Source organism: Paraburkholderia sp. PAMB 6770 (genome assembly GCF_057748135.1).
In genome coordinates this window covers 1,495,577-1,508,660 of the sequence record NZ_CM173238.1, presented here as the reverse complement: position 1 = coordinate 1,508,660, position 13,084 = coordinate 1,495,577, and the positions used below count along the sequence as shown (strand labels likewise).

Annotated in this window: 11 protein-coding genes and 1 pseudogene; 2 read left to right on the top strand and 10 right to left on the bottom strand. The window is 60.2% G+C overall.

Annotated features, from left to right (window positions below):
- Positions 1 to 11: 11 nt before the first annotated feature.
- Positions 12 to 347: pseudogene (locus tag AC3AP7_RS06940) on the top strand (LysR substrate-binding domain-containing protein); the annotation flags it as partial.
- Positions 348 to 796: 449 nt separating this feature from the next.
- Here the strand turns inward: AC3AP7_RS06940 and AC3AP7_RS06935 are convergent.
- The 10 genes from AC3AP7_RS06935 to AC3AP7_RS06890 all read right to left on the bottom strand — a co-directional run bounded on the left by AC3AP7_RS06935 (position 797) and on the right by AC3AP7_RS06890 (position 11,884).
- Positions 797 to 1,750 carry an IS5 family transposase gene (locus AC3AP7_RS06935; protein ID WP_475764400.1) on the bottom strand — a complete coding sequence of 318 codons (954 nt, stop codon included), beginning with the start codon at positions 1,748 to 1,750 and terminating at the stop codon, positions 797 to 799.
- Positions 1,751 to 2,418: 668 nt separating this feature from the next.
- Positions 2,419 to 3,636 (bottom strand): CaiB/BaiF CoA transferase family protein, encoded by a 1,218-nt coding sequence (locus tag AC3AP7_RS06930; protein ID WP_475764406.1) that lies wholly within the window; start codon positions 3,634 to 3,636, stop codon positions 2,419 to 2,421.
- The gene (gene leuD / locus AC3AP7_RS06925; protein ID WP_475764407.1) at positions 3,633 to 4,289 is read right to left on the bottom strand and encodes a 3-isopropylmalate dehydratase small subunit; all 657 of its coding nucleotides are present in this window, start codon (positions 4,287 to 4,289) and stop codon (positions 3,633 to 3,635) included. Before leuD ends, AC3AP7_RS06930 begins: the two co-directional genes overlap by 4 nt.
- Complete coding sequence (gene leuC / locus AC3AP7_RS06920) at positions 4,289 to 5,713, bottom strand: 3-isopropylmalate dehydratase large subunit (RefSeq protein WP_475764408.1); 1,425 nt, start codon at positions 5,711 to 5,713, stop codon at positions 4,289 to 4,291. The genes leuD and leuC overlap by 1 nt, the downstream gene beginning before the upstream one ends.
- A gap of 157 nt (positions 5,714 to 5,870) precedes the next feature.
- Complete coding sequence (locus tag AC3AP7_RS06915; protein WP_475764409.1) at positions 5,871 to 6,851, bottom strand: hydroxymethylglutaryl-CoA lyase; 981 nt, start codon at positions 6,849 to 6,851, stop codon at positions 5,871 to 5,873.
- A 143-nt stretch (positions 6,852 to 6,994) separates the two neighbouring features.
- The gene (locus AC3AP7_RS06910; RefSeq protein WP_475764410.1) at positions 6,995 to 7,255 is read right to left on the bottom strand and encodes a hypothetical protein; all 261 of its coding nucleotides are present in this window, start codon (positions 7,253 to 7,255) and stop codon (positions 6,995 to 6,997) included.
- A gap of 24 nt (positions 7,256 to 7,279) precedes the next feature.
- Positions 7,280 to 8,608 (bottom strand): MFS transporter, encoded by a 1,329-nt coding sequence (locus AC3AP7_RS06905; RefSeq protein ID WP_475764411.1) that lies wholly within the window; start codon positions 8,606 to 8,608, stop codon positions 7,280 to 7,282.
- A 73-nt stretch (positions 8,609 to 8,681) separates the two neighbouring features.
- On the bottom strand, positions 8,682 to 9,728 hold the full coding sequence (gene gtdA / locus AC3AP7_RS06900; protein ID WP_475764412.1) for a gentisate 1,2-dioxygenase: 1,047 nt from the start codon (positions 9,726 to 9,728) through the stop codon (positions 8,682 to 8,684).
- Between the two features lie 2 nt (positions 9,729 to 9,730).
- A complete protein-coding gene (locus tag AC3AP7_RS06895) occupies positions 9,731 to 10,597 on the bottom strand; it encodes a fumarylacetoacetate hydrolase family protein (protein WP_475764413.1) in 867 nt (288 codons plus the stop codon).
- A 60-nt stretch (positions 10,598 to 10,657) separates the two neighbouring features.
- Entirely contained in the window at positions 10,658 to 11,884 is a 1,227-nt protein-coding gene (locus AC3AP7_RS06890) for a 3-hydroxybenzoate 6-monooxygenase (protein ID WP_475764414.1), read from the bottom strand.
- 154 nt (positions 11,885 to 12,038) lie between these two features.
- Between AC3AP7_RS06890 and AC3AP7_RS06885 the strand changes: the two genes are divergently transcribed.
- Positions 12,039 to 12,935 carry a LysR family transcriptional regulator gene (locus tag AC3AP7_RS06885; RefSeq protein WP_475764415.1) on the top strand — a complete coding sequence of 299 codons (897 nt, stop codon included), beginning with the start codon at positions 12,039 to 12,041 and terminating at the stop codon, positions 12,933 to 12,935.
- The last annotated feature ends 149 nt before the right edge of the window (positions 12,936 to 13,084 follow it).

Below are 13,084 nucleotides of genomic sequence, written 5' to 3'. Positions count from 1 at the left end.
GCGACGGTTCGTGGCAAGGCTTTGAGGAAAATTTCCTGAGAGACGAGTACATGATTCTCGTCGGTTCGCCGGCCGCACTTCCTCCGACGGGGTCGTTGGATACAGTCGACGATATCGAAAAGTACCCGCTTCTTAGCAGCAGACTACGCGCGCAAGATTGGAAACTGTGGTTCCGAGCCGCCGGTCGGCGGGAGCCGCCGCACGAACGTCAACTGCTCCTCGAATCTCGCAAGCTTATTATTCAGGCTGCAATCAACGGCCTCGGCCTCGCCGTTGTAGACCCAATCATGATTTCGGACGAACTACAAACGGGATCCCTCGTCCAAGCATTGCCTATTGTAACCTAGGCACCGGGGTCTTATTATCTGTTACACGAATCTTCTGATGATCCAAAGGTTATCGCGTTTCGAGACTGGCTTATCTCGGAGATGCGCGAGGACGCGAAAAAGTTTCCGAACGTCTACAGTGTGGGAGGTGCCTCGGATTGACGTCAGGATCACGACACTGGCGACGTGTCTTCAGCGCCGTCCGAGTGGCTTGAGGAAGAGTTCTTACACGACGAAATTCTCGAGCCGTTTTCGGTCGCCACAGCGCCCCGAAGAAACTCTGTTGCCGTGCGGCTTGACACGTTGTTGTTTCACTGCTAAGGAAGGTCTGCACAACACGCTCTCGGAGCGCCGATCTTTTTTCACGTCGGGCGTATTGGCTGCAGAGCCTGCTATCAGGTTGCTCGTCCGACTTTTGAAGCATGATCGCCTTCGTTTGCCGAGACTCACGGGCTGATGCCCCGGGCTTTTCACGCTTTGCTTAAAGCCTTGCGCGCCATCCAGAGGTTGCCCAGCGCAAACAGTGTCGTGATCTGCGCGGTGTTCTTCACCAATCCTCGGTAGCGGGTCTTCGTATAACCAAACTGCTGCTTGAGCACGCGAAACGGATGTTCAACCTTGGCGCGCACGCCAGCCTTCAGGCGCTCAATCTGGTTGTATATCGCGTCCAGACGATTGGTCAGGTCCAGTTGTCGACGCTTACCCGGTCGCATCGCGACATGCCAGCGTACCGGGTTCGCCTGACAGCGCTTTTCGATACCCTGATATCCAGCGTCAGCGTACACATCCTTTTCCTGGCCGTGCAACAACGCTTCGGCCGCATTGATGTCGTGCACGTTGGCCGCCGTACCAATGACGGTGTGGACCAGACCCGACTCTGCGTCCACGCCGATGTGCGCTTTCATCCCGAAGTACCATTGATTCCCTTTCTTCCTCTGATGCATCTCCGGGTCCCGTTTGCCGGAGCCATTCTTTGTCGAACTGGGTGCGCTAATCAAGGTCGCGTCGACCGCTGACCCTACCTTCAACATCAAGCCTTTTTCACTCAGGATCTCATTGACCAGGGCGAGCATCTGCGCGGCCAGGCCGTGCGTTTCGAGAGGGTGACGGAACCGTAGAATCGTGCTCTCGTCCGGCAAACGCGTCATACCGTCGTCCAGCCCCGCAAACTCACGGTACAGCGGCACGTCATAAAGCACCTCTTCCGTCGCCGGATCCGAAAGCCCAAACCACTGTTGCATGAAGTGAATCTGCAGCATTGTCGCGATCGGAAACGGCGGCCTTCCAGTCTTACCCTTCGGATAGTGCGGTTCGATCAACGCAATCAACCTCGACCATGGCACAACGCGCCTCATCTCATCGAGAAATTCTCGCTTGCGCGTGCGTTTCGTTGAAAGATCCAGGCCAAGACCGAGCTGTGTCATCGAGGAACTCCTTCAATTCGCGTTCTTCCAGGATAGGCCAACCAGACTTCAACGCCAGGACTTTTGCAGACCGTCCCTAGGAAATAGCGGAATTGCTGGTTTCAGAACAGAGGCGGTGCCTCGTCGTTAGATCGTAGGTCATCGATTGCTACGCGGCGCGCTCCAGCACAAAGGTTGACGTGAGTTTATTGGCGTCTTTGCTTGACGACGGAAAAACGCTTTGAGGGACGTTTCTCGCTTTCGCGAACCTTGCGCTCAACGGATGAGATGCACGGTCTTTGTCTCCTCCCCGAGCTACTCCAGCAATTGCTGAGCAGCCCGGGGAGACAGCTGGCACATCGGCAACGTGCGCATGACAACGGAATCGTACGAATACCCTATCTGCACATTCGACGGCGAGGAGTCGCTCAAAATGATCGATCTCGCTGTCCAGGTGCAGAGCGTTCCTCATTCTGTTGTTTTTTTAAATCCACTTCAAGCCTCCCAGTCAGTAAGGCGGTCGGCAAAGTCGCGCCCGGGGTTGCGAAGCGGTCGGCCGCGCACGGCGAAGCCGCGGAATCCCCCCAGCGGCAATAACTTCATGACGTCGTTGGTCACGCACGATTGGTGGGATGCGGGCCTGTTTTTCGCCCGCCCCCAACGAAGTCAATGCGTGCCCCATCAACTCATCATTCACTTCTTCTTCGGCCGATAATACCTTTCTTTCTTAGTATGGCAATCTGTTCTTCGTCCAGTCCGAATTCGCCAAGTACGACGTCCGTGTCGTCGCCAAGGTCCGGCGCGGGCGAGCGGAGCGTGCCGGGTGTACGGCTGAGCTTGGGCACGACACCCGGCACATCGATCTCATAGCCGGCCCTTGTTTGCTGTTTCACGATCATCTCCCGTGCCTGGTAGTGCGGGTCCTCGACGATGTCCTTCGCGGTATAGATTTTACCGGCCGGAACACCCGCGTGCGACAGTGAGTCGAGTACCTGTTGCGTGGTGCGTCCGGCTGTCCATGTGCCGATGATTTCGTCCAGTTCGGCTACACGGGCGACACGGCCCGAGTTGCTGCCAAGGGACGCTTCGGCCGCGAGGTCATCGCGACCGACTGTCTGCATCAGACGCCGGAATATGCTGTCGCCGTTGCCCGCGATCAATACATAGCCGTCGACGCAGCGATAGGCGTTCGATGGAGCAATGCCAGGCAACGCGCTACCTGCGGCTTCACGTACCGCGCCAAAGGCGCTGTATTCTGGAATGAGACTTTCCATCACATTAAAGACCGCCTCATGCAATGCCACGTCGATGACCTGGCCTGCGCCGCTGTCAGCGTCGCGGTGATATAGGGCCATCATGATCCCGATGACACCATGCAAAGCAGCCAATGTGTCGCCAATGGAAATGCCGCACCGCACCGGGACTCTCCCGGGTTCGCCCGTCAAGTGACGCAGTCCCCCCATCGCCTCACCGATGACTCCGAAGCCGGGCCGGTCGCGGTATGGGCCTGTCTGCCCGTAGCCGGAAATGCGCAGCATGATGAGTCGGGGATTGGTTCGACTCAGTTCGTCGTAACTCATGCCCCATGCTTCGAGCGTGCCGGGTCGGAAGTTCTCGATCAGCACGTCGCATTCCGCGATTAATCGGCGCGCAACCTCCTGACCATCTGGATGGCGTAAGTCAAGTTCAACTGAGCGCTTGTTGCGTGACTGGACTTGCCACCAGACCGAAGTGCCGTCCTTAATGAGACGCCAATTACGCAAGGGGTCACCAGTTTCGGGCGCCTCGATCTTGATAACGTCCGCCCCGAATTCAGCCAAGGTCTTGCCCGCGAACGGACCGGCAATAAGCTGACCCATTTCAACAACGCGCACGCCCTTCAGCGCCTGTGGAGAGGTCTTGATCACTTTTGATCCTGTTGAGTATGAAAAAGCCAGGGCTCCATCGTACGGCGTCCAGTTTCGTAAGCACGGATCTGCGCGGAGTGCTCCAGCGTGAGCGCCACATCGTCGAGGCCAGCCAGCAGGCGCCGTTTGCGCTCCACATCGATATCGAAATGGATGGGCTGGTGTCCTTGCGCCTGCACGGTCTGTGCTTCCAGATCGATCCGCAACTGGAAGCCTGGCACGGCCTCAACTTGATCGAACATCGTCTGCACGACCTGCGCGTCGAGCACGACGGGCAAAATGCCGTTCTTGAGGCAGTTACCATAAAAGATGTCGGCAAAGCTCGGGGCAACCACCGAGCGTACGCCGAAGTCGGACAGCGCCCACACCGCGTGCTCTCGACTCGATCCGCAGCCGAAGTTGTCGCGCGCAAGCAAAATCTTTGCCCCTGCGTAGCGCGGCTGGTTCAATGGGAAATCAGGCCTCGGCTGCCGCGCTGCAATGTCTTGTCCGGGCTCACCGTGATCGAAATACCGCCATTCGTCGAACAGGTTTGCACCGTACCCTGTGCGGCTAATCGACTTCATGAACTGCTTCGGAATGATAGCGTCAGTATCGATGTTGGCCCGGTCAATCGGCACGACGAGACCATCCAGCGTGTTGAACGGCTGCATCACATCTCCCCGGAAACATCGACAAAATGACCGGCGACTGCAGCGGCGGCTGCCATCGCGGGACTAACCAGATGGCTGCGCCCGCCGGAGCCCTGCCGCCCTTCGAAATTGCGATTCGACGTCGACGCACATCGTTCCCCCGCCGCGAGACGGTCGTTGTTCATCGCGACGCACATCGAGCAACCGGGCTCGCGCCATTCGAAGCCGGCGCTGCGGAACACGGCATCGAGTCCTTCTGCTTCGGCCTGCGCCTTTACGAGACCGGAGCCGGGCACGACGATCGCTTGTCGGATGTTCGATGCGACGCGCCGCCCTTTGAGGAACTTCGCGGCGATGCGCAAATCCTCGATGCGGCCGTTGGTACAGGATCCGATGAAGATGCGATCGAGGGTGATATCACAGATGTTTGCGCCCGCCGTCAGGCCCATGTACTCCAGCGCGCGAGTCATGCCGGAGCGACGAACCGGGTCCGATTCCTGTGCCGGATCGGGAATGCGGCCATCGACCGGAACTACCATCTCTGGCGACGTGCCCCACGTCACCATCGGCCGCACGGTGGTGGCGTCGATCTCGACCGTACGGTCGAATTGCGCGCCTTCATCGCTGACAAGCGTCCGCCAATACGCTTCTGCCGCCGGCCAGTCTTGCGCGCCCGGCGCGTAAGGACGTCCCTTGACGTAGTCCAGTGTGACCCGGTCAACTGCAACCAGGCCCACGCGCGCGCCGAGCTCGATCGCCATGTTGCACAGGGTCATGCGCGCTTCCATCGACAGTGCCGCCACGGTCGTGCCAGCAAACTCGATGGCGTAGCCGGTGCCGCCGCTTGTGCCGATCTTGCCGATGATCGCCAACGCGAGATCCTTCGCGGAAACACCGTTGCCCAGTGGACCGTCAATGCGCACCATCATCGTCTTCATACGGCGCACCAGCATGCATTGCGTGGCCAGCACGTGCTCCACTTCCGACGTACCGACACCGAAAGCCAGCGCGGCAAAGGCCCCATGCGTACTCGTGTGCGAATCGCCCGCCACCACCGTCATGCCGGGCAGCGTGGCGCCCTGCTCGGGCGCGACCACATGGATGACACCCTGGTTACGGTTGCTCAAACCGAAGAAGGTGATGCCGAACTCTTCGCAGTTCTTACCGAGCTGACGGATCGAGACGCGTGCCATCGAATCCTCAATGGCATCGAGGTCCGTACGCTCGGCGCTGCGGGTTGGAATGGTATGGTCGGCGACGGCTAGCGTCGTGTCCGGACGCCATGCCGCACGCCCCTCCTCGCGCAACGCCTCGAACGCCTGCGGACTCGTCGCTTCGTAAACCAGATGGCGATCGACGTAAAGCAGTGTCTGTCCGCCGGGCGTTTCCGAGACGACGTGTCTCTGCCACAATTTATCAAGCAAGGTGCGGGGGGTGCCGCCCATCACAGTCTCCTTTCGATGCCGCCCTGTTGCCGGGTCGACAGTGTTTAATCCCGAGGTATTCGCGCGACTCTGGCAGGAAGCCCTCCGCAAGGGGATTCGGCAGCCTGCGCCACTTGCGAGAGTCGGGCAACTCGGCCGCAGATGCTCACGCGAGCATTTAGGGAACGTCCCGCTCGAACGCGCGTTGGCGAATGGCGTCAAAATTGGCCGGTGGCTGATGGAGGTCGAGTCGCCGACCTGCTTTGGTAATCTGCCCTGGTGTTTCATGACCAAGCAGTGCGGTCAGTCGCTCCGACGCAGCCAGCAACGAAACCAGGTCCACACCGGTTCCGTAATCCATGAGATGCAGCGCATGAACGGCTTCTTCCGTACAGAGATTTCCCGTGGCGCCGGCCGCATAAGGGCAACCTCCGATGCCGCCGAGCGAAGCGTCAAAGTGACTCGCTCCACCTTCGATTCCTGCCAGCATGTTCGCCAGCCCCAAGCCGCGTGTATTGTGAAAATGTAGCGTGAGCTCGACGTCGGGCCATCGGGCGTTGAATTTCCGGACGAGGTCCGACACCTGCCCGGGATACGCCATTCCGGTGGTATCGCACAGCGTGATACCGCGCGCGCCCAACTCCTCGATATGTCGGCGCGCCCAGTCGAGGACGACCGCATCCGGAACATCGCCCTCCATCGGACATCCGAAGGAGCACGACAGCGAAACGTTGACGGGTGTATGCGCGTCGCGAGCAAGGTCCGACACACGCTTGAGCGCCCTGAAAGACTGCTCGCGCGTCATCTGCAGATTAGCCAGGTTGTGGGTTTCGCTCGCGGACATCACGAGATTCATCTCGTCAACCCGCGACTCGATCGCCCGTTCCGCGCCCCGTACGTTCGGGACGAGCGCGGTATAAACTACACCCTCGCGGCGGGCGATGCCGTGCATCACTTCCTGCGCATCAGCCAGCGTGGGGATCGCGGTCGGCGAAACAAACGCCGTGACCTCGATCTTCGACACGCCGGTTTGCGACAGCGCGTTGACCAGCGCGATCTTGTCCTCCGTAGGAATGAAGCGACATTCCGACTGAATGCCGTCGCGCGTGCCGACTTCGTTCACGCTAATGTGGCGGCCCTCGCCTTGCCAGATGCTCATGACATTTACTCCATGTTTCGTTGATGCGATTATCGACAGGCTACGGAATGCTTGGGATGACCGGGAAAGAAGCCAAGCCTTCAGGGAAGACGAAGGCTATTCGCGCGCGGTCCTGTGTTCGAGCGGAGGCCGAGCGGCCCACCTCAGAAGGTGCGCCGCTCGATCGCACCGAGCTGGCCCGCGCCCGGTGCTGGCGTAGTGGCGCCGCCACCCAAGCTGCAGTTCACCTTTGCGCTGTTTGCCAGCCACGAGGCCTGTGCATGGCCGCCCGTCGATTTCAACAGCAGAAAGCTCCCGAGCAGCACGCCCAACGTGACTCGCGTGGCGGCCTGCGACACCATGATTCGGTAACCTTCGGCATCGACGACGATGCTCGGTTTGGCCTGCACGCTCGCGGCGAGCATGGAGTATGTTCGTCCGCACGCTGGTCACGTCCGGTGCGGGGCACGGGCGTGGCCACGATTGACCGCAATTGCGATAGCAGCCGCCAGCGCCGGGACGATGCCGGCAAGAAACACCTGACTCGCCGTCCATTGCCATTGCAGCAGCAGGCCGCCGGCCAGCGGTCCGGCAAACGAGCCAATCCGGCCGATGCCTACTGCGCAGCCGACGCCAGTTGCCCGCATGCGGGTCGGGTAAATCTCAGCCGACAGCGCGTTCAAGCCACCCTGCACGCCCTGCACGACGAGGCCCATCACAAAGCTGAGGCTGATCACCACCACGGCGTCGTTCGCGCTCTTCGCGAGCACCACCGCAAGCAGCATATAGACGAACAGCTGACAGAGCATCGTGCAGCGAACGCCAAAGCGGTTCATCAGCGGGCCTTGCGCCACGCATCCGAGCACGCCGCCGATGCTGAACAGCGTCACTGCCTTGATACCCGTCGCGACGGTCTGGTGCGCACCAACCAGCACCGACGGCATCCAGCTGACGATGAAATACAGCACCACCAGATTCATGAAGTAGGGGACCCACAGCAGTACGGTCTGCATCGCCATGCCCGGTGCGAACAGTTCGCGCAGCGGCACGCGCTGCGGCCGGTCGGTGGTCTGCGCGCGAACGGATGCGGGGTCCACGTCGGGTGCGATGCGGCGCACGATCGAATTGAGCTGAACTCGATTGCTGGCGCGCAACGCAAGAATACCCGGCGATTCCGGCATGTAGCGGATCGACAGCAGCGCGGCGATAAGCGGCAGCGTGCCCCCGACCGCGAAGACCGACTGCCAGCCATACACCGGCAGCAGTAACCCGCTGACAACCCCGGCGATCGTCGCGCCGAGCGGCATGCCGCAGACCAAGGTAGAGACGATGGTCCGCGCGAGCCGCCTTGGCGAATATTCGGACGCGAGTGCAATCGCATTCGGCAGCGCGCCGCCGAGACCAATGCCTGTGAGGAGCCGCAGCAGGAGAAGCTGTTCGACGCTCTGCGCAAAGGCAGTCGCCAGCGATAACAGGCCGAAGATCGTCGCCGAAGTCACGATCAGCCGCTTGCGTCCGTAGCGGTCCGCGAGCGGGCCGAGCGTGAGCGCGCCGACCAACATGCCGACGAGACCCGCGCTGAGCGCTGGACCGAACAAAGCGGGCCGCACGCCGAGGCTGCGCGACATCACCGGCGCCAGCATGCCGATGACCTGCGTGTCGAAACCATCGAGCACGGCAATCATCATGCACAACGAAATGGCGTGAAACTGCAGTCGGCTCAACGGTCGCGCATCGATAACGTCCTGCACCTGCAGGTAGGAGGAGGGGGTACTCATCAAAGTCTCCAATGCAGCTTGCGTGGCCGCTATTCGTTGTTCCCGTTTTCTCACCGGCATTGCCCTGCCGCGGTCAGCCGTTCAGACGCTCCTCGCGCCACAGACCCAGCGCCTTCTGCGCTGCCCGGTCCGAAAAGCTGAACAGCACCGAACGCTCGCTGGCCTGATGCACCACGGCATTCCAGGACGGCGCCACGAACACGTCGCCGGCTGCCCATGCAATGCGTTGATTGCCGACGACGGTCACGCCCTCACCTTCACGCACGCAGTAAATAGTCGCGTCGGTCGAACGGCTCGGCTGGCCGTGGAAGCCCGCCGGCAACAACTGCATGTAGGCGGCCATCGTCGGCATCGGATAGCCACCATTCACCGGATTCACGTATTGCAGCCTGAAGCCATGGCACATGTCGAGCTCGCCAGCGCTCACGATCTGAAGCAACGCCTCCTTTACCCGCGCATACGGGTAGTGGAACAGCGGCGACGATTTGCTGTCCGATACGTACTCGAGTGGCAGCATGTTGCTGCCGTAGCGCGCATAGGCGTCCCCAGCGAGTCGGTCAACGTGTTGCACCTCGCCCGACGGATAGCTTTCCGCGAAACTCGTATCGAACAGATTGACGATAGGTAAGTCGAGCCCGTCGAGCCAGATGACCGGCTCATCGCCGAGGTTGCCGTGATCGTGAAACGTCCAAGAAGGCGTCAGGATGAAGTCGCCCGGCGCCATCGGAATACGTTCGCCATTCACCGCCGTATAGCCGCCATCGCCTTCGATGATCAGACGCAGCGCTGCCGCTGCGTGACGGTGACTCGGTGCAATTTCGCCGGGCAGGATCAGTTGCAGACCCGCATAGAGGCTTTGCGTGATCTGCGAGAGCCCGCGAATTCCGGGATTCTCGAGCACGAGGACACGCCGCTCGGCTTCCTTGGCTGTGATCAGCCCGCCCGATTCCATCAGGAAAGCGCGCATGGCGGCGTAGGTCCATTTGTGCGGAACGCATCGGGAACGCGGCTCAGGTGTGACCAGTTGTGACAGCACGGCCCAAAGCGGTGCCGCGTGAACACCGTCAAGCCGCTTGTAAAACTCCAGCCGCTCGGCTGTCTCTTCATGCTCGAGTTGCATGACTAGCCCTCGTGTGCGCTGCGCACGGCGACCTGCATCGAGCCGATGCTCGCGATCTCGGCGAACATGGTATCGCCGGGCTTGATCGAACCGACGCCTTCCGGAGTGCCTGTGATAATCACGTCTCCCGGTTGCAACGTGTAGAACGACGAAGCAAATTCGATCAACTCGGGAACGCCGATAATCAGCTCGCGCGTGTTCGATTTCTGGCGTACTTCGCCATTGACCAGAATCGAGAAATCGAGCTCACCCGGATTGGCGAGTTCGTCGCTCGTTACGAGCCACGGGCCCAACACGGTGTAGGTATCCGGCGATTTGCGGAAGCTGCGTTCTTCCGGACCGCGAATCGTGATATCGAGGCCGATTGTGTAACCGGCCACGTAGTTCAGCGCCTCTTCGCGCGACACGTTGTTGGCGACTTTGCCGATGATCACGGCCAGTTCGACTTCGTGGTCGTTGCGGCGATCGAGCTTGCGCAGCGCGACGCCTTCCGACGCGCCGACCACCGAGCTCGTTGCCTTTAGAAACAGACCAGCACGCTGGATGTGGCTGATCTGGTTGTCGTTGTGAATCTCCGGATCGCCGAGTACTTCGGCCAAGTGTTTTTTGTAATTGACCGGCGCGGCGACGATCTTCCCGGGATTCGCAACCGGGCTCAGCAGCTTCACTTCTGCCAACGCAATCGTGGGCGCGCGCGGCGCCAGTTCGGCGGCCGCGTGGCGAATCTGCGTCAGGTTTTCGATCAGGATGTCATGAGTCGGGAACGGATATCGGGAAGCGTGCAGCACGTCCAGTGCTTCGGTCACGTCGCGAACGGTATCGCCTTCGACTACGCCGAGGCGGTTGTCATTAAAGCGGCAAATCTTCATGTTGGTCCCTGCAAAACGTAGTGGCTGCGACGTGTTCGATAACACGTCGCAGTAGGTTCATTAAGCGATGGCGGACGTTTTGGTCCTATCCGGCGTGCGCAAGACCGGTTCGGCGTCGTACAGCCACGCCATGCCGTCCAGCGTCTGATCGACGCTGCGGCTCTGCAGGAACTGGTTTCTCAGCTCCCGCTTCACCCCGTTGGCATGGTAGAACTCGCCATATAGCCGCGCACTCATCTGCACCTTGCCGGTGCGCAGGTAGCGACGGTCCTGGTAGCGGAGGAACGCAGTGGACAAGTCACCGTTTGCGGCAGTCATTTCGTCCGCGAGCACGACCGCATCTTCCATCGCCATACACGCACCCTGTGCCATGTATTGCAGCATCGGGTGCGCCGCATCGCCAAGCAACGTGACGTTGCCCTTTGACCATTCCTTGATCGGATCGCGATCGCAGAGCACCCACATGCGCCACGTGTCGATCTTCCCGAGAAGCGTCTTGACCTCAGGCACCGCATCACGGAACCGCGCGTGCAGCTCTTCCGCATCACCCTCTGCATCCCAACCCTCGACGTAGCGATCGCTATGGAAGACCGCGACGAGGTTGAACAGTTCGCCACCGCGCAGCGGGTAATGAACGAGGTGAGTCTTCGCGCCGGCCCAGAGCGTCATCGTATTCGGGCGCAGGTGCTCCGGCACCTCATTGATCGGCAGCACCGCGCGATACGCGATGTGACCCGACACGCGCGGGGCGCCGTCACCGACCAGCTGCGAGCGGACGGTGGACCACAGTCCATCCGCGCCGATGAGCGCGCAACCGCGCACATCGCCTTCGGAGGTGCGCAGCACGACGCTGCTACCTTCGTCGGCGAAGCCCTCCACCTTGACGTTCGTCGATACTTCGATGCGCGGGGATTGAGCGCATACGTCCAGCAGGATGCGGTGCAAGTCGGCGCGATGGATCAGCGCATACGGGTAGTGGAACCGATCGAGGAAGGGGCCATCGAGCGGAATCGACACGACCTGTTCGCCCGAAATCCCGTCCAGCATCACCAGCTTGCTCGGCCGGGAAACTTTAGCGTTTACTGCGTCGGTGATGCCGAGCCGCTTGAACACGTGGAATGCGTTCGGTCCAATCTGGATGCCCGCACCGATCTCCTTGATCTCCTGCGCACGCTCGAACAACCGAACGGAGAAACCGGCCTGGCTAAGCGCGAGCGCTGCCGAGAGACCGCCGATGCCGCCACCTGCGATGAGAATTGGCAGCGGTTGTTGCTGTGTTGAGTTCATGCCTCCTCCTACTATTTCAACGAGTGCCGGATTCGCGTTAGCCCTGAAGAGGGCCCCCGGATGAGTGGTCTCATTGTAGAAAACAGCCGCTAATCAATCCATATGCAACCCTTGATATACTTAATCAAGAAAATTGATGGCATGGATTTGATAAATGATTAACCTGGATCTAAAAAGCCTGATGGCTTTCGACGAGGTCTATCGGACTTCCAGCATCTCCCGCGCCGCAGAGAACCTGGACATGGGCCAGTCCGCGGTCAGCATGATTCTCGCGAAATTCCGGAAACATTATGGCGATCTGCTGTTCGTAAGAACTTCCGAAGGCATGCAGCCCACTCCCCTCGCGCAGGACATCGTAGGGCCGATCCGCCAGGCGTTGAACGCGCTACAGGCTACATTGGAACATCGGGCCAGTTTCGATCCGTCCACTTCTACCCGCATGTTTCGCCTTGGCATGCCGGATATCGGCCAGCGCATCGTGATGCCCAACCTGCTCGACCATCTTCGCATGGCCGCGCCCGGCGTCCGCATCGACCTCAGCTACCCGTCCGAAATGACTGGACGCCTGCTCGAATCAGGCGAAGTCGACTTGGCGATCGGGTTTCTCGCGCAACTGGAAGCGCGCTATTTTCAGCAGAAGCTTTTCGACGACCGCTTCGTATGTATCGTCAACCGGCAGCATCCGCGACTTCGGTGTGGCAGACTTACACTGGAACAATTTCAGGCGGAATCGCATCTGATCGTTGCGACGCAGGGAACAGGGAATTTCGTTGTAGAGGAGACGCTAGAACACATCGGAATCAGGCGAAAAATGGGACTTCGCATTCCGAATTTTCTGGGTGTCGTCTCGACCATTGCGAGCACCGAGTATCTGGCCATCGTTCCGGAAAGATTCGCGCGCATCATTGCGAATGGCAATCAGATCAAGGCGATGGGACTACCCCTCGATGTCCCGCAGTACCGCGTCATGCAACATTGGCATGAGCGCTATGCGAAAGACCCCGCCGTAACATGGCTGCGCAACACCATCAGCACCCTGTTTCAGGAATGAACGACAAGCGCCTTTTCCTAACCTGCACCTGCCCCATGTCGTAAGAGGCGCTGCCTGTGTCGTTGCCAGGCTCGTCGACGACCACGCTCATGAGGGACCACGCCTTCATCAGACGGAATATCTCGTAGGGTTTAGGCTGCCGATTTCGG